This is a genomic window from Vibrio sp. E150_018, assembly GCF_053544035.1.
Window position 1 is genome coordinate 136155 of the sequence record NZ_JBHGNY010000005.1, and the last position, 17076, is coordinate 153230.

Annotated in this window: 18 protein-coding genes; 7 read left to right on the forward strand and 11 right to left on the reverse strand. The window is 40.4% G+C overall.

Annotation, left to right across the window (positions count from 1 at the left end; genetic code table 11):
• Nucleotides 1-70 precede the first annotated feature (70 nt).
• Nucleotides 71-529: a dUTP diphosphatase gene (dut, locus tag ACE3G9_RS07730; protein ID WP_449218835.1), complete on the reverse strand. Its 459-nt coding sequence runs from the start codon at nt 527-529 to the stop codon at nt 71-73.
• Between the two features lie 15 nt (nt 530-544).
• Entirely contained in the window at nt 545-1753 is a 1209-nt protein-coding gene (gene coaBC / locus ACE3G9_RS07735) for a bifunctional phosphopantothenoylcysteine decarboxylase/phosphopantothenate--cysteine ligase CoaBC (RefSeq protein WP_449218865.1), read from the reverse strand.
• 327 nt (nt 1754-2080) lie between these two features.
• Between coaBC and radC the strand changes: the two genes are divergently transcribed.
• The 5 genes from radC to mutM all read left to right on the forward strand — a co-directional run bounded on the left by radC (nt 2081) and on the right by mutM (nt 5350).
• Nucleotides 2081-2755: a RadC family protein gene (gene radC / locus ACE3G9_RS07740; protein WP_417879617.1), complete on the forward strand. Its 675-nt coding sequence runs from the start codon at nt 2081-2083 to the stop codon at nt 2753-2755.
• Nucleotides 2756-2844: 89 nt separating this feature from the next.
• The gene (locus ACE3G9_RS07745) at nt 2845-3201 is read left to right on the forward strand and encodes a four helix bundle protein (RefSeq protein WP_449218836.1); all 357 of its coding nucleotides are present in this window, start codon (nt 2845-2847) and stop codon (nt 3199-3201) included.
• Between the two features lie 378 nt (nt 3202-3579).
• Nucleotides 3580-3816: a 50S ribosomal protein L28 gene (rpmB, locus tag ACE3G9_RS07750; RefSeq protein WP_004728407.1), complete on the forward strand. Its 237-nt coding sequence runs from the start codon at nt 3580-3582 to the stop codon at nt 3814-3816.
• 13 nt (nt 3817-3829) lie between these two features.
• A complete protein-coding gene (gene rpmG / locus ACE3G9_RS07755; RefSeq protein WP_002535344.1) occupies nt 3830-3997 on the forward strand; it encodes a 50S ribosomal protein L33 in 168 nt (55 codons plus the stop codon).
• Between the two features lie 531 nt (nt 3998-4528).
• Entirely contained in the window at nt 4529-5350 is an 822-nt protein-coding gene (gene mutM / locus ACE3G9_RS07760) for a bifunctional DNA-formamidopyrimidine glycosylase/DNA-(apurinic or apyrimidinic site) lyase (protein ID WP_417879619.1), read from the forward strand.
• Between the two features lie 499 nt (nt 5351-5849).
• On the opposite strand, the gene coaD is transcribed toward mutM, so the two are convergent.
• A complete protein-coding gene (gene coaD, locus ACE3G9_RS07765) occupies nt 5850-6344 on the reverse strand; it encodes a pantetheine-phosphate adenylyltransferase (RefSeq protein WP_449218837.1) in 495 nt (164 codons plus the stop codon).
• Nucleotides 6341-7381 (reverse strand): glycosyltransferase family 4 protein, encoded by a 1041-nt coding sequence (locus tag ACE3G9_RS07770; protein ID WP_449218838.1) that lies wholly within the window; start codon nt 7379-7381, stop codon nt 6341-6343. Before ACE3G9_RS07770 ends, coaD begins: the two co-directional genes overlap by 4 nt.
• 166 nt (nt 7382-7547) lie before the next feature.
• On the opposite strand from ACE3G9_RS07770, the gene ACE3G9_RS07775 reads away from it, so the two are divergent.
• A complete protein-coding gene (locus tag ACE3G9_RS07775) occupies nt 7548-8552 on the forward strand; it encodes an NAD-dependent epimerase (protein WP_449218839.1) in 1005 nt (334 codons plus the stop codon).
• Nucleotides 8553-8598: 46 nt separating this feature from the next.
• Here the strand turns inward: ACE3G9_RS07775 and ACE3G9_RS07780 are convergent, their stop codons facing one another.
• A complete protein-coding gene (locus ACE3G9_RS07780) occupies nt 8599-9381 on the reverse strand; it encodes a glycosyltransferase family 2 protein (RefSeq protein WP_449218840.1) in 783 nt (260 codons plus the stop codon).
• Nucleotides 9378-10439, reverse strand: coding sequence for a glycosyltransferase family 9 protein (locus tag ACE3G9_RS07785; protein WP_417879622.1), 1062 nt, complete (start codon nt 10437-10439; stop codon nt 9378-9380). Before ACE3G9_RS07785 ends, ACE3G9_RS07780 begins: the two co-directional genes overlap by 4 nt.
• A gap of 252 nt (nt 10440-10691) precedes the next feature.
• Between ACE3G9_RS07785 and ACE3G9_RS07790 the strand changes: the two genes are divergently transcribed.
• On the forward strand, nt 10692-11411 hold the full coding sequence (locus tag ACE3G9_RS07790) for a 3-deoxy-D-manno-octulosonic acid kinase (RefSeq protein WP_449218841.1): 720 nt from the start codon (nt 10692-10694) through the stop codon (nt 11409-11411).
• 19 nt (nt 11412-11430) lie between these two features.
• Here the strand turns inward: ACE3G9_RS07790 and waaA are convergent, their stop codons facing one another.
• The 5 genes from waaA to lpxM are packed head-to-tail and all read right to left on the reverse strand — an operon-like array spanning nt 11431 to nt 16955.
• Complete coding sequence (gene waaA, locus ACE3G9_RS07795; RefSeq protein ID WP_449218842.1) at nt 11431-12699, reverse strand: lipid IV(A) 3-deoxy-D-manno-octulosonic acid transferase; 1269 nt, start codon at nt 12697-12699, stop codon at nt 11431-11433.
• Nucleotides 12700-12711: 12 nt separating this feature from the next.
• Nucleotides 12712-13743: a lipopolysaccharide heptosyltransferase II gene (waaF, locus tag ACE3G9_RS07800; protein ID WP_417879625.1), complete on the reverse strand. Its 1032-nt coding sequence runs from the start codon at nt 13741-13743 to the stop codon at nt 12712-12714.
• Between the two features lie 12 nt (nt 13744-13755).
• Nucleotides 13756-14844 (reverse strand): glycosyltransferase family 9 protein, encoded by a 1089-nt coding sequence (locus ACE3G9_RS07805; RefSeq protein WP_449218843.1) that lies wholly within the window; start codon nt 14842-14844, stop codon nt 13756-13758.
• A gap of 15 nt (nt 14845-14859) precedes the next feature.
• Nucleotides 14860-15954 (reverse strand): glycosyltransferase family 4 protein, encoded by a 1095-nt coding sequence (locus ACE3G9_RS07810; RefSeq protein ID WP_449218844.1) that lies wholly within the window; start codon nt 15952-15954, stop codon nt 14860-14862.
• A 44-nt stretch (nt 15955-15998) separates the two neighbouring features.
• A complete protein-coding gene (gene lpxM / locus ACE3G9_RS07815; protein WP_449218845.1) occupies nt 15999-16955 on the reverse strand; it encodes a lauroyl-Kdo(2)-lipid IV(A) myristoyltransferase in 957 nt (318 codons plus the stop codon).
• Nucleotides 16956-17076: the final 121 nt, after the last annotated feature.

The window sequence follows — 17076 nt, forward strand, 5'->3', positions numbered from 1 at the left end:
GTTGTGGTAAGAGCGCGAATCTATACCTAGTTACGAGGAGCGAAGCGCCCTAGACACGAGCTTCGGCTTTTTATGCCTTCCCCGAATGCCCAAAACCACCTTCACCACGTACAGTGGCATCAAAATCTTCTACGATATTAAATTCAGCTTGCACGACTGGCACAAAAACCAATTGTGCAATGCGGTCGCCAGGTTCAATAGTAAAAGTATCTTGGCCGCGATTCCAGACTGAAACCATTAATTGGCCTTGGTAGTCTGAATCAATTAAGCCGACTAAATTTCCGAGCACGATACCATGTTTATGGCCTAAACCAGAACGAGGAAGGATAGTTGCCGCTAGATGAGGATCATTAATATGAATGGCAAGGCCGGTTGGAACAAGGTGAGTTTGTCCCGGTTCAACGGTTAGCACTTCATCTAAACAAGCGCGTAAATCCAAGCCAGCAGAGCCTTCAGTTGCGTAGGCTGGTAAAGGGAATTGTTTACCGATACGGCTATCTAATACTTTTAAATCAATCTTCTTCGTCATGTTTAATGTCTTCTTTTACTGATTAAATTGTTCGGCAATAATGTTAAGTAACTGTTTGGCTAATTGCGTTTTGCTTGAGGTTGCCAAGGCTTGTTCGCCGTCATTCCAATATAAATGTAGGGCATTGTTGTTACTGTTAAAGCCTAACCCTGCGATGGAAACATCATTGGCGCAGATGAGATCTAAATTTTTCTTTTTCAGTTTGCCGCGAGCATATTGTTCGACATCTTGAGTTTCAGCGGCAAAGCCTACAGTAAATGGACGTTGTTTTGTTAGCGCGGCAACTGAGGCAACGATATCGGGGTTTTTCACCATGTTGATCTGCATGTGATCGTTATCGGAGGTTTTTTTGATTTTCTGCTCTGCGACGTTACTTGGTCGATAATCGGCAACTGCCGCACAACTGATGAAAATATTATTGATTGTCGCATGTTCCATCACCACCTTGTGCATTTGCTCTGCGCTTTCAACATCAATGCGTGTGACGTTAGCTGGTGTTGGTAATGCTACTGGGCCGCTGATTAATGTTACTTCAGCGCCCATATTGGCGGCGACTTCTGCAATTGCAAAGCCCATTTTTCCAGAGCTATGATTGGAAATATAACGCACCGGATCGATGGCTTCGCGAGTCGGGCCTGCGGTAATTGCGAGTTTAATATTTTGCAATGGCTTAGGGCCAAAGAAGGCTTCACAATGGGCGACAAGCTCCATTGGTTCTAGCATGCGACCATAGCCCACATCACCACAAGCTTGTTGTCCTGCTGCTGGGCCCCAAATCATCATGCCACGTTGAGTTAAAGCAGACAGGTTTTCTTGAGTGGCAACATTGGCATACATTTGTTGGTTCATCGCCGGAGCCACCGCTATTGGAGCATCAGAGGCTAGAATCAATGTAGTAAGCAAATCATTGCCCATGCCCGCACGCATTCTGGCAATTAAATCGGCAGTGGCGGGGGCGAGTAAAATTAAATCAGCCCATTTGGCTAATTCAATATGGCCCATTGAAGCTTCTGCTGCAGAATCTAATAAACTATCGGAAACAGGACGCCCTGAAACGGCTTGCATGGTTAGTGGCGTAATAAATTCTTTGGCCGCAGGTGTCATCACTACTTGAATCTGTGCACCGCGTTCAATGAGACGACGAGTGAAGTCAGCACATTTGTAAGCCGCAATACCACCACTGATTCCTAAAAGGATTTTTTTTCCTGCTAAGCTTTGTTCAATCACAATAACCGTACCTGAATGAAATGAAGTTAAGCTTCAATTGACACGATTTACATCTTTTTGCTTCCTCGACATTACTTGCTAGAAAACGATAAAAGAGAGTGTCACCATGAAGTCGATGGGTATAAGTTACCATAAGTTTATAAATTGAGAATAATTCAGCATCGATAAACTTATTTTAGGTAACTTCGATCCAATTAACATTTTGATTGTAACCTTTTTTTTACTCACCCATTGTTAAGATCTTATCGGTTTTTTCGCTTTATCCATTTGAGTGATGAGAGAAAGCTTGTTGTTATCGAGTTTTGCTCAATATAAGCCTTTATCATGTCTTTAAAACTATTGCCTGAAGAATCTCGCCCTCGTGAAAAACTACTCGCACGAGGCCCTCAATCGCTATCGGATGCAGAATTATTAGCGATTTTTCTACGTACCGGCCTACAAGGCATGAACGCGATAGAACTCGCTGACCATTTATTAAAAAACTTTGGCTCACTACGTGCGTTGCTTTCTTCTTCACAACAACAATTCTGCTCCCATAAAGGACTCGGCAGTGCCAAGTTCGCTCAGCTGCAAGCTGTGGTTGAGATGACCAAGCGTTATTTAGCTGAAACCATCAAACGTGGCGATGCATTAACCAGCCCGGAGCACACCAAGCATTACCTTAGTAGTGTACTGCGAGACCGTCATAGAGAAGCTTTCTATGTTTTGTTTTTAGATAACCAGAACCGAGTGATCAGCGATGAAGTCATGTTTGAAGGCACGATTGATGCGGCCTCTGTGTATCCAAGAGAAGTCGTTAAACGCGCCATGCACCACAATGCTGCTGCATTAATTCTCGCCCATAACCACCCATCTGGAATAGCCGAACCGAGTGATGCCGACCGAAGAATCACTCGTCGCTTAGTTGAAGCAATGGGATTGGTGGATATACGAATACTGGATCACTTTGTCATTGGTGATGGGGAAGTGGTGTCATTTGCGGAAAGGGGGTGGATGTGAGCAAACGAAGCTCGTGACTAAGGGCGCTTCGCTTCTCGTATTTCGGAAAAGACACTGGGAATCTCAATTAACTAATTGATAGGGCGATTATGCGGTATGAAAAATTAAGGGTATGGCAATTTAGTTTTGATCTTACCAAGAAAATTTATAAACAATCAGAGAAATGGAAAGATTACGGTTTAAAAGATCAAATTCGCAGAGCCACTGTGTCCATAGTATCGAATATTGCAGAAGGGGAAGAGCGACAAACATTAAAAGAATCCATTAGATTTCTTTACATTGCCAAAGGCTCGGCAGGAGAAGTTTTAACTCAATTAATGCTGGATCGTGAATTTGGGTATCTTGATGATGAACTAGCAGATGAGTATGAACTACTCGTACGTGATATTTCTAAGATGCTAGCTGGTCTTATTAGTTCTAGGGTGATTAAGATAAAAATAGGTTAAAGGTGAAAATTCAATACTAGGTATAGCGCTGTTTCTTATGGCTTTTTTTCTTTTTCGAGCCACTAGCAACGAGATTCCGAGCGACGATTACTCTTTTATTAAAAAAATCACTTAGCTTTTGCCGAAAATCTGCTACAATCCGCGCACTAATTTTATAGAACCTTATTCAGCTCTGTGTTCTTGTGCAAAAAAAAGCGTTTAAAAACTGCTCTGCTCAAAAAAAGATCGTGTTTTTCCTAAAAAGGATCCGCACAGGTCTTGAGCAATGCATGTCAAGTTAGTATAATGCGCGACCTTTGATAGCCTTGGTATGGTTTTTTCCATAGCGGTTTTTGCCCCAAGGTGATATCGAGCTGAAACGATTTGGAGAAGACATTCATGTCCCGAGTATGCCAAGTAACTGGTAAGCGTCCTGTAACGGGTAACAACCGTTCACACGCACGAAATGCTACCAAGCGTCGTTTTCTGCCGAACCTACAAACTCACCGTTTTTGGGTCGAAAGCGAAAAACGCTTTGTTAAACTACGTCTAACTGCTAAGGGTATGCGTATTATTGATAAGAAAGGCATCGATGCTGTTCTTGTTGATATCCGTGCTCGTGGCGAGAACGTATAAGAGGAATTGAACAATGGCTAAAGGCATTCGTGAGAAAATCCGTCTAGTATCATCTGCTGGAACAGGTCACTTCTACACAACTGACAAAAACAAACGCAACATGCCAGGCAAATTTGAGATCAAGAAATTTGATCCAGTAGTTCGCCAGCACGTTATGTACAAAGAAGCTAAAATCAAGTAATTGGTTTTCCTCTTTAGAAATTGAAAACCCAGACTACTTCGGTAGGCTGGGTTTTTTTTTAACAAAGTTCCTGGTATCTAGTTCCTAGTTCCTAGTATTTAGTTCCTAGTTCCTAGTTCCTAGTATTTAGTTCCTAGGGGGATACGCTGAAAATTTGTGATTATAAAAATAATTCTGTTTGTTGCTGTGTTTAGAAAAGATGGCTGACAATGTAGTGTACCAATAAACCAAAGTTGTCATCCTTGAGGAGCCTAAGCGACATCGAGGATCTATATACAGCGCGCCTTAAGTAGATTCCCGCTCTCGCTTAGGCTCGGCAGGAATGACGGTTAGTTTGCCGAGATCTATGGAGTTCGAGTAAAAAACAGCGCCCACAATTTGCTCTTCTCAGGGACTAGGAGCTAGGAACCAGGAACCAGGAACTTATATCCTTCTTGACTTGGTTTCGGCTTTAATGCACTTTCAACGACTAGGTGGTCTCTAACCTTTTCCTAGGGACCAGGAACTAGGAACTATTTACCCGGATATATCATGCCCGAACTACCCGAAGTTGAAGTGAGCCGAATGGGGATCACCCCACACCTTCTCGACCAGAAGATTCAAAAAATTGACGTTAGACAACCGAAATTGCGTTGGCCTGTGCCTGAAGACATCTTATTACTTCAAGGGCAAGTGATTCGCTCTATTCGACGTCGGGCAAAGTACCTATTAATTGAAACTGATCAAGGTACAGCGATTATTCACTTAGGCATGTCGGGTAATTTGCGAGTGTTAGATCAATGGATCGAGCCGAATAAGCACGATCATGTGGATCTTATTTTAACCAATGGCAAAGTGTTGCGTTATCACGATCCTCGTCGCTTTGGGGCTTGGTTGTGGTGTGAAACTGGCATTGAACATGACGTGATGAGTCACCTTGGACCTGAGCCTTTAACTGATGACTTCAATGCACAGTATCTATTTGAAAAAGCTCAGAAACGTAAAGTGGTGGCTAAGCAATTCATCATGGACAATAAAGTCGTGGTTGGGGTGGGTAATATTTATGCTAGTGAATCTTTGTTTAGTGCCAGAATTCATCCTAAAGCAATCGCCAGTACATTAACGCTAGAGCAAATTGCCTTGTTGGTGGATGAAATTAAAAAAGTGTTAGCAAGAGCGATTACTCAAGGCGGTACTACGTTAAAAGACTTTAATCAGGCCGATGGTAAGCCTGGTTACTTTGCTCAAGAACTATTGGTATATGGTAAAGCCGATAAGCCTTGTCCAGTTTGTAGCGAATTGATCATTGAAGAAAAAATCGGACAGAGGAATAGTTTTTATTGTGAAGGGTGTCAGGGGAAAGCGTTTTCGTAACTCGTTTCTAGGGCATTTCGTTACTCGTAACTTGGAAGAGCAGAGCCGAGAGGTGGGGGGATTGCGCTAGGGAGTTGAAAATATTAGAAGATGGTTGCGAGTAGAGTGTTATAGGGCGAGTGTAACAGAGAATGTTAACAGTTAGGCGTCACCTTGAGGAGCCTTGGTTATATCGAGGATCTATATACAGCACGTGGTGAGTAGATTCCCGCTCTCGCTTAGGCTCGGCAGGAATGACGGTTAGTTTGCCGAGAGTAATGGAGTTCGAGTAAAAAACAGCGCTCGCAATTTGCTCTTCCCAGGGATCAGGAACTAGGGCCTAGGAACTGTTGCCCTAGCCACGAGCAGCAAAGCGCTCGATAAACGAGACTCCAATACTCTTTTGCGCAACACGTAGCGAAGCGTTCACGCATCACGCAACAAAAAGTAGCGAGGGTGTGTGTCACTGGTTGCGTGTAAAAACAAGCGATCTCAATTTGCTTTTCCTAGGAACTAGGAACTATAAACTAAGGACTTTCTCCTTAACCTTCTCCACCACATACGGATGCAAAAACTGATCAACATTTCCGCCATGAATGGCCACTTCACGAACAATAGTCGAAGACAGGAAAGCAAACTCTTCGGTGGGAGTTAAAAAGACACTTTCTAACTCTGGCATTAATTTGCGGTACATGCTGGTTAAGCCAAACTCATATTCATAATCGATCGTTGTACGTAGGCCACGGATCAAAATATTAGTTTTCTGCTGCTTAGCAAAATCAACAAGTAGACCAGAAAAGCCCACCGTAGTGACATTCTTCAGATCTTTAGTGACTTCTTTCACCATATCAACGCGTTCTTGCAGGCTAAACATGGTGTTTTTACTTGGGCTTTCTGCAACTGCAACGACGACACTGTCAAATAGGCAAGCACTACGTTTGATTAAATCAAAGTGACCGTTAGTGATGGGATCAAAAGTACCTGGGTAAATGGCTGGTGTGATTAGCTTAGTCATATTGATTTGCTCGCTATTTGGGTGTACAGATCTTTATATAAAGAGGCGGTGTAAGCAATATCGAACTGCTTGAGTTTCTCTTTGCCACCAACTTGCAGCCTACGACGTAATGCTTTGTCATTTTCTAGCTGATCGATTTGCTGTGCTAATTGTTTACCATCACCTACTTCACATAATAGACCAGATACATCATGTTCAATAATGTCTGGAATGCCACCAGCATTACTACCAATAACGGGTAAGCCAGCTACCATAGCCTCTAAAATGACAGAGCCCAATCCTTCTGAATATGAAGGATGAACTAATAAGTCAGCTGCAGCAAACCAAGACCCCATATCTTTTTGTTTCCCCATAAAGCGTATATTGGTTAAACCTTGTGTTTGTCGTTCTAATTCCTCACGCTCAGGTCCATCACCTAATAATAATAACTGTACTCTTGGGTTTTTGACGCCAAGTAATTTGGCTGCTGCGACAGTAACATCAAAACCTTTATGCTTAAGGATATTGGCCGCATGGATGACGATAAACTTTCCCTTAAACTGATTCCATATTTGATCGACTTTGTTTTGATCTATTGAATAATTAACAGGAGAACTTGGGATTTTATGGATTTTATCGGCAGGGTGGAATTCTTGTAGTTTAGAAACAATCTCAGCACTTAAGCCAATTAAAGCAGAAGCTTTACGATAAGCAACTTTTGAAAGCCATTTATCTTTTAATGGATTATCAATACGGCGAGTGACAATATAGGGAATATCGTGCAATAAGTGTTGGATCAAGGCCCAATAAATTGCCCGTCCTTCATGGACATGGATGAGAGTACAATCTTGAGTGATGCGTTTACTGTGAGCTTTAGTAAAGTGGTTAGTAAGTACAATCTTACAGCCAAGTTTACGAACCTCACCGACAAGATCACTTTTAGGATTCATAACCACAGTTAACTGGTAGCCTTCATGAACTTGTTGTTTGATTAATTGTAAGGTTTGGCGTTCACCACCACTAAAGCCGGAAGCAAGGTTAACGTGACATATATTCATGAGTGATTAATACTAAATTAGATTAAAGTAATAGACTAGTATTTCAAAACGTAGACGGTAAATCTATCTGTATTATTGGTTTTATCGTTTAGAATTCATGCCTATTGGTTATTATGAGTGTATTAGCATAGAATCATCACAATATAGTGATTTGTTGGGAAATAAGATGAAATATTTAGTAACGGGTGCGGCGGGCTTTATCGGTTCAGCAGTTGTAGAGCGTTTATGTCAAGCAGGTCATCAAGTTGTTGGTGTTGATAATCTTAATGACTACTATTCAGTTGAATTGAAGCATGCACGTTTAAACCGTGCTAATCATGATAATTTTACTTTTATCGAATTGGATTTAGCTGACCGTGAAGGGGTGGCTACATTATTTGCAGAGCAAGGATTTCAAAGAGTGATTCACTTAGCGGCACAAGCAGGAGTGCGTTATTCAATTGATAATCCAATGGCGTATGCAGATAGTAATCTAGTGGGGCACTTAACGATTCTAGAAGGTTGCCGCCACCATAATATTGAACACCTTGTTTATGCTTCCTCAAGTTCAGTGTATGGCTTAAATAAAAAAATGCCATTCAATACCTCCGATACTGTAGACCATCCTATATCTTTGTATGCGGCAGCCAAAAAAGCGAATGAATTAATGGCGCATACCTATTCCCATCTATATGGATTGCCAACGACTGGTTTACGTTTCTTCACGGTATACGGTCCTTGGGGGCGTCCTGATATGGCTCTGTTCAAATTTACTAAAGCGATAGTAGAAGGTGAGGAAATCGATGTTTATAACAATGGCGATATGCAACGTGACTTTACATACATTGATGACATTGTAGAAGGTATCATTCGAATTCAGGATGTGATACCTGAAAAAAATCCACAATGGACAGTAGAAACAGGATCACCAGCAACCAGTTCAGCCCCTTATAAAGTCTATAACATCGGTAATGGTAATCCGGTTAAATTGATGGAGTATATTGAAGCACTTGAAGATGCTCTCGGTGTTGAGGCTAAGAAAAACTTCATGCCAATGCAGCCGGGCGATGTTTATGCGACTTACGCTGACACACAAGATTTATTTAATGTCACAGGGTATAAGCCATCAATGTCAGTGAAGCAAGGTGTTGCTAACTTTGTTGAATGGTATAAAAGTTTTTACAGTCTCTAAAATATACCCCTAATATTACTCATTTTATATTGGGGGGAAGCATTAGTTAAAAATCGTTATTTTTTTGCTTCTGATAATTTCTAAGCCATAAATCTGCATATCGTGTAAATGTTGTATTCGCACTTAATATCGCTAGAAGTAACCCATGTCGACCATCTAAAAAGCCACGTTTAATAATGTACATTTTAAAAAATCGGAAAAAAGCGTGTGATATGGCTGAAAAAAGTGAGCTTTTCTTTTTTCCTTCACGTTGATCTGCCCATGATTTCATATATAGGGACGTTTTTCGAGTATACTGGCTTAACTCATCAAATGTGTTGTGTAATAGTTTGCCTTTAAGCGCTATTACCTTATGGCTGCTTGGTATTTCGACACTTTCATGTACAAGTGCTTGGTTGTATTGGGTATCTTCAGTTCTGTATAATCGAGTAACCCAATCAGGCGACCATCCAGAATATTTAATTTGTTTTCCAAAAGCTGTACTTAGGCGATCTAATTTATAAACACAATGTTGATGGTTTTCTTTAACTACTTTCTGTATTTGTTGCTTTAGTTCAGGGGTTACTTGTTCATCAGCATCTAACCATAATACATAATCACTTGAAATATAACTTTGAGCTAAACGACGTTGAGGGCCAAATCCCGGCCACTTTAAATTAACATAAAACTTATCCGTATATTGACGAGCAATCTCTTCGGTTTTATCAGTACTTCCAGAGTCTAAGATAACAATTTCATCAGCCCAGTCCTTTACTGTATCTAAACAATTCGCTAAGTGTTTTTCTTCATTTTTAACAATTAATGCGACTGTCAGTGTAGGAGTGCTCATAAAACTTCAACCTTTTGCTTAGTAATGATTTTTTTAAGTTGGTTAATAGTGGCTTCTAAAGTGATAGTCGCCATTAAATCAGAGCCTTTTACCCGAGTTCCCCAAGATAATTCTGACGCTGATTTTCCATATTGTTTGAACAAGCATTCATCATAAACACTTACAGTTGTATCTAAACTTAAATATGGGCCTGTTCGCTTCGGGTTACTGTGAGCATATAAACCAATAACCGGTGTGCCTTGAGTTGTAGCCATGTGGGCAGGGCCAGAATCTGGTGCTAATACAATATCTGCTCGATTTAAAACCGCGAGTAACTGCTTGAGTGATGTTTGACCAATAAGGTTGGTGGCTTGATGACACATAAATTGACGAATATTCTCACCAAGCTGTATCTCTCGCTCACTTGGTGAACCACATAGTATAACGTGATAACCCTGTTCTATGGCATAGTCTGCAAATTGTGCATATCGTTCGGTCAGCCAATTTCTTTCATCTTTGCTGGCCGCAGGGCTGATAACAAGAACCTTTTGCTGTGTTGGAATCTGGTGATTTACCCAGTCTGTCTCCAACTGTGAAATTGGCATATTCCATTTAGGCTCAGACTTGGGAACCCCTAAATATTCGACAAATGCTAAAAAGCTATCTAAAACATGTTGTGATTCAACATCATCAATTTTTTTATTGGTAAATAGCCATTGGCCTTCTTTGGCACGCTGTCTGTTAAAGCCTACTTTGTATTTAGCTTTTATGCCGAGCGTGAGAAGGCTCGCGCGTAAGGCGAGTTGCATATGAACGAGAGCATCGAAGTGACGGTCACTAAGTTTTTGCCAAACCGACTTCATGCCGGCATAACCTGCTTTCTTATCAAAAATGATAAACTCAATGCCCTCTAACCCTTCAAGTAACTGAGCTTCAACTTTGCCTATAATCCAGGTGATTTTTGTTTCAGGCCAATGCCTTTGTACTGCTTGTACTGCCGCGACCGCATGGCATACATCACCAATAGCGGATAAGCGCAAGAAACATAGAGACTCAGGGGCAGAAGTAAATAAGGGCATATAGAATTCATTTTTGTAAGAAATTCTGCTGATTATAATGCAAAGCCCTATATTTGTGAAAAGTAACTCAAATTGAGTCGGGAATCGGGGGCGCTTCGCTTCGAGAGCCGAGAAAAAAGAAATATATTGACGTGAAATATATAGCTGAAAAACTTCTTCACGAGACACGAGACACGAGACACGAGACACGAGACACGAGACACGAGACACGAGACACGAGACACGAGACACGAGACACGGTATCCTACTCACATGAAAACACTCACATCTCATAAACAAGTCATCTGGTATGACGAAACCTTAATTACCAACTCTGTTGAGCAGGTGTTTGACCCTGAATATTGGCACGCTCAAGGAAAAGTGATTGGTTCGGCACAAGGCCGTGGCACGACGTGGTTTGTGCAAACCGAGCGATTACCAGCGGCGTTACGTCATTACCGACGTGGTGGGTTATTTGGCAAGCTAGTTAAAGACCATTATTGGTTTAGACAATGGCATAAAACCCGTAGTTGTGAAGAGTTTCAGTTATTACAGCATCTGGTTGATGCGGGGGTGAATGTTCCCAAGCCGATTGCGGCAAGAGCGGTCAAACGATCAATCTGTTATCAAGCTGACATTCTGACCCAAAAAATTGAAGGGGCTCAAGATTTAGTGTCGGTTCTGCAAAAGAGCAGCTTGAATGAAGCGACGTATCAACTTATCGGCCAGCAAATTAAAAAGTTGCATGAAGCGAATGTAAATCATACCGACCTCAACATTCATAACATCTTACTAGATGAAGCTAATAAGGTATGGATCATTGATTTTGATAAGTGTCATTTAGAGTCGAATAGATTTGAAAGCAATATTTCAGTTTGGCAAAAGTCTAATTTAGACCGCCTATTACGTTCTTTTAAAAAGGAAAGGAATAAACGTAATATTCAATGGGTGGAGCAAAATTGGGCTCAGTTGTTGTTAGGTTATCAGCAATAAATACCTCTAAGAGAAAAAGTTACGTAATAGAAATACTTTTAATTGTCTTTTTTACCGCGCCTTGATTTCCTTTAATCACAGCTAATGCTTGTTCTTGGCATTGTTTTCTTATTGATTCAGATTCAATCAGTTTAATTAATTTATGATATATGTCATCTGCCCCCTGACAAATAAAGGCAGCTTTAACCTGAGTCAATTGATGAGTAATATCTGAAAAGTTGTAATAAGACTGCCCAATAAGACAAGGTATTCCCAATGCTGCTGGTTCTAACACATTATGCCCTCCAACTTTATCTCCCAATAAACTTCCGCCCATGAAGCAGACATCAGTAGCTTGCATTAAAATAAGCATTTCGCCCATGGTATCGCCTAAGTAGACTTGCGTTTGAGAAAAATCAGGTTGGGGTTGTGTTCGTCTTGCTGTGTTAAATCCCAATGTGTTTGATAGCAGATAAACGTCATTAAATCGCTCAGGATGACGAGGAACTAAGATTAATAAAGCATTGGGATGAGTCTTTAATAATGCTTGATGAGCCGCTAAAACTTGCTCATCTTCCCCATGATGAGTACTGGCTGCTATCCAGACAGGTCTTTCCGTACCAAGTTGCTCTCTTAATTGATTACCGGCTTCAATCGTTGCTGGGGGTATGGTGATATCAAACTTTAAACTACCGGTGACTGCAAGCTTTTCAGCTGACACCCCTAGTTGTTTAAATCGATCAGCATCAGCTTGATATTGACACAATATACGAGTAATACCATTTGATAGTAAATTGAATATAGATGGAAACTTCGCATAACGCTCAGCTGAACGCTGAGACAAGCGAGCGTTAATGACTGTAATAGGAATATCTGATTTGGCGACATAATGAATCGTGTTCGGCCAGAGTTCCGTTTCCATAATCAGCATCATTTTAGGCTGAATAGAGCGCAGAAAGCTTTTGAGCGCAAAAGGTAAATCCAGTGGCATATAGCGGTGTTCGGCAATATCACTGAGTTTTTCAGCTTGTTCAGCACCAGTACTTGTTGTTGTCGTAATCACTATGGGCGTATCTGGATATTTCTCTTTTAACTGCTTGATAAAGGGAGTGGCTGCGATTGTTTCACCAACCGAAACGGTATGAATCCAGATTGGAGCTGTAGATTGATCTTTTAGCGGCGGTGTTCGTCCAAAATGTTCCTTCCAACGAGAGCCAAATGCAGGTTTCCCCGGTTTTTTCTTATATAGTCCAAACAGCAAAAAAGGGGCTGCCAAGCATAATAGAAACGTGTAGACGTATCGGATCATGTGTACTTTATCCTATAAGCTACGGTAAGCATTCAGAACTTGTTCCGGTGCGAGCTCTTTTAAGCATTTTAAGTGTTTTAATGGGCATTCACGCTTAAAACATGGGCGGCATTCAATATCAGTATGAACAATGGCCACTTTATCAGCCAAAGGTGGCGTGTATTGTGGTGACGTTGAGCCATAAACACCTATCACCTGGCAACCAACGGCGGCTGCAACGTGCATTAAACCCGAGTCATTACTGATAACAGTTTCGCAAGCGCCAAGTAAGTCTACGGCTTCAATAAGGTTAGTTTTCCCCGCTAAATCATAGGTATGAACTTGATTTTCAACTGAGATCTTTTGCTTGATAGCATCGGTAGTTATTTGGTCTTTAGCGGAACCAAATAACCATACTTGTTTGCCTTGTGAGATGAATTCATCTGCAACGGCTGCATAATGCTCTACAGGCCATTGTTTGGCTGGACCAAATTCTGCCCCCGGACATAACCCGATTATGGCACGGTCTTGGTTGAGATCGAACTTGTCGATACTACGTGACTGAGTAAAAGCATCAATATGCAGTTTTGGTTTTGGGAGCTGTTCGAGACCAGGTAAAGAAGCAGAGCTTTGCATGTCTGATTTTGGGTGAGCAAGCGCCACATAACGCTCGACCATGTACTGAAAATCCTTTTTATTACTTCTTAAATCGGTTAATAAGCCATAACGCATCTCACCTTTCCATCCAGTACGGACTGGGATCCCTGCAAACCAGGGAATTAAGGCAGATTTAGCTGAGTTAGGCAAAACGAAAGCATGAGTATAGTGTTGTAGTGCAAGTTCTTTACCCAATGCACGACGACCTAGAAAATTAAAGTCACCATGGCCGAGCGGCATTTCTATTGCCTGATGAACTTGAGGCATGCGCTCTAAAATGGGTTTACACCATGCGGGCGCAAGCACATCAATCAAGGCTTCAGGGTATTGTTGCTTTAATGTGATATAGAGTGATTGTGACATCACCATATCGCCAATCCAAGAAGGGCTGATGATTAGAATTCTCATAATGTAATCCAGTTATTCTTGTAAAAGTTTTAGGCGTTTTTCTTTTAAGTCTTGCCACTTAAAATCATGCACATAGACACGATCATTGTTATCTTTTGCTTTAGTGTTTAATAGCACTTCATATCGTGATGATAAAGGATGCCATTCTTTTAAGTTTATCGGGTCATCAGCATAAATGCCTATGATTGGTGTGTTTAAAGCACTTGCCATATGGACAACAGAGGTATCAGGAGTAAAGCATAGATCAACTTCAGAAAGTAATTTTAGCGTCAATTCTAGAGATGGTATTTCAGATACGAGTAAAATTCTATCATGATTGATTTTCTTTACGATGCTTTTTAAAACAGGGACTTTATCAGGTACCGGTATTAAATAAAGATTATCTGTTGGAAACTCTATTAGCCAGCGAGTGAGTAGTTTTATCGCTTCTATTTCTGAGAATTGTCTATATTTACTGGAACCGAAAAGATTGATAGCGATGTTATTATTATTTGAAAGATTGGGCAACGTGATGGATTCATTAAATGGAATCATCGGAATCTTGATATTCTTCAGTGAAGCTTTTGGAATAAATAGTTTAGCGACGGCTAAATAACGGTCTTTAAAGTGAACGGCACTTGAGTCAATATTAATATTAAAAATTGGGTGAGAAAATTTTTCGTAGCCAATATTTATTGGTGATCCTAATTGGTATAGCGCAGTTAATTCTTTAAAATCAAAACTACTACCCAGTTCTATAGTTGCATCAAATTGTCCACGATATTGTTTAAACTCTAGAGCTGTTTTTTGACTTCTTTTACCACATAAAAGTATGTCGCAATGGGTTGCATTTTTCAGCCAGTTGGCACAAAAGTCAGGTGAGATAACGGTAACTTTGATATCTGGTCTATATTGCTGTAAAGCCTGAATAAATACACCACACATTATCGCATCACCGAGTTTATTATCCCAGCGTAGGATTGCTAATGAGCGTACATGAGCTATTTTAGGAGATCTGCCCGATAGTGGATCTTTATCGTATTTTTGAGAAGTTCGAGCTAATTTCCAAGCTTTGATTTTATTTCTAAAGGCGCGATTTTTGTTTTTAAGGATCTTTAGCATAATAGAAGATCGTCGCTATTTATTAGTGAGTAACGTTTGAAAAAAGTTTAGATGTTGTTGGGCTGTGTTTTGAACGGAAAACTTGTTAATCATACGTTGTTGAGCAAGTAATCCCATTTTTTGACGTTTTTCTTTCGAGCCACAGAGTAAGCGGATTTTATCTGCAATAGCCATATGATTATTGACGGGAATAATGTAGCCGGATTCCTCATTGATGATTAATTCTTTACCACCACCAGTTGTTGTGACGATAGAAGGCACAGCCATTGCCATTGCTTCGATAATGGTTTTAGGTAAGCCTTCTCCGCTAACTGATGGTTGAATTTGTATATCACTAGTCGCTAGAATTTCAGGGACATCTTTTCTATAACCTAGAAAATGGATACGTTCTTTCATCCCACTCGCGTTAGCGAGAGCAAGGTTAGCTTCGGTATCCATATCACGGCCAATAAGTAAAATATGTAATCTGTCGAGGTCAGATAGTTGAGATGCACTTTTTAACAGCACATGAACACCTTTACTAGGGCGAGCATTTGCGATACAAGTTACGATAATCGCATCTTTGGGGATGTTTAATTCTTCTCGTGATATCGCCTTTGCTTGATACCAAGAAATATCATGTCCTTTATAGATAGTTACTACGTTATTTGCATTCATCCAAACATGCTTTTGTACATCATCAGTTACAGCCTGAGCGACACAGCTTATACCATTTACTCTTGGATGTAAGTGAGTCAAGTAGGCACTTGGGTCATGTTTATACAAACCACCAACAGTTCCTCGGTATGTCACCATCTTTGTGTTTTTAAATCCAATACAGGCAAAAGCGGCATTTGGTATGGTTTTGGAGTTCATGGCATAAACAATGTCGTAATGCGTAGCTTTAAGTTCATTGCGTAAAGTTTTAATAGTCTTACAACAAACTTTTTTACTTGGATAACAGTCGATAACCTTGATTCCATTTGCTTTAAAGCGCTTAACGTATTCGGATTTTCCTTGGGTAACAATAGTGATATTATTGCCTAAGTTAGCCATTTCAATGAACATTTCTGCTTCTGGGCGAACACTGTTCCAGGTATCTTTATAGGAACTAAAAATAAGGATGTTCATAGTTGTAACCTTTTGGTAGTTAAATACGTTGGAATTTTTCCTATTTATTTGTAAGGGTTATTACCATCGTCTGGACGTGTTTTCAGTAAGCGAAGAATCCACATATATTGCTCTGGCCGTTGAGTGACATAATCTTCTATACATTCATTCATCATTCGCGCATCCGTGCTTTCATCTCCTGTCGGGAATGGAAGCGCCGGGTTAATATAAAGCTCGAATTGTCCTGTTTTGTAATTAAACATGGCAAATAATGGCACAATCTTAGCTTTACTCAATTTAGATAATTTTCCTAATCCAGCAATTGTTGCTTTCTGTGTAGCAAAAAAATCAACAAAAACACTATGTTTTTTGCCAAGGTCCTCATCAGGTAGATAGTAGCCTAGGTAGTTGTCTTTTCGAATCGATTTAATAAAAGGTTTGATGCCTACACTTCTATCATAAACTCGGCCTCCGTGTTGAACTCGTTGCTTATGCATGAGCCAATCAGCTAAAAGGTTTTTTTGACTTTTTGCCATTGCAGAAACAGGGAAGCCTTTAGAAGCAAATAAAACGGCTGGGATATCAATAGCCCAAGTATGAGGAACTAATAGTATGACTTTTTCATTGGCATCAAGTACTTTTTTTATGTTTTCAAAACCACGAATTTCGGTGTGTTGTTCCAACCAATGTTTACTTCGGAGGCTTAACGATGCAAAGTTCATCATGAACATTACAGCGGTTACATACATTTGAAATAAAATGGATTCTTGTTCTTCTTGTGTTTTGTCAGGAAAGCACATGGCTAAGTTGACACGAGCTCGCTTTGCTGCACCAGATTTTAATTTGGCAGCGATATAAGCTAATCCTTTTGAAATATAAAGCTGAAGGCGTGTAGGTAAAAAGCTAGTTAGACAAATAACGAAGACACCTAACCAGGTAGTCCAATACTTCGGAGCTAAAAAGTTAAATTGAAACTGAGGGTTATATGCAAGTTCATCAAAATCATTTCGTTGTTGAGTCATGTAATCAGTTACCACCAGTTTAAATTATTAAGAGCCGATGTGACCCTAAGTGCTTCGAAATAACATCAAGGACAAATTGTAAGTCACAGCAGAATGTAAGACAATCAGAAAGTCTGTTTTA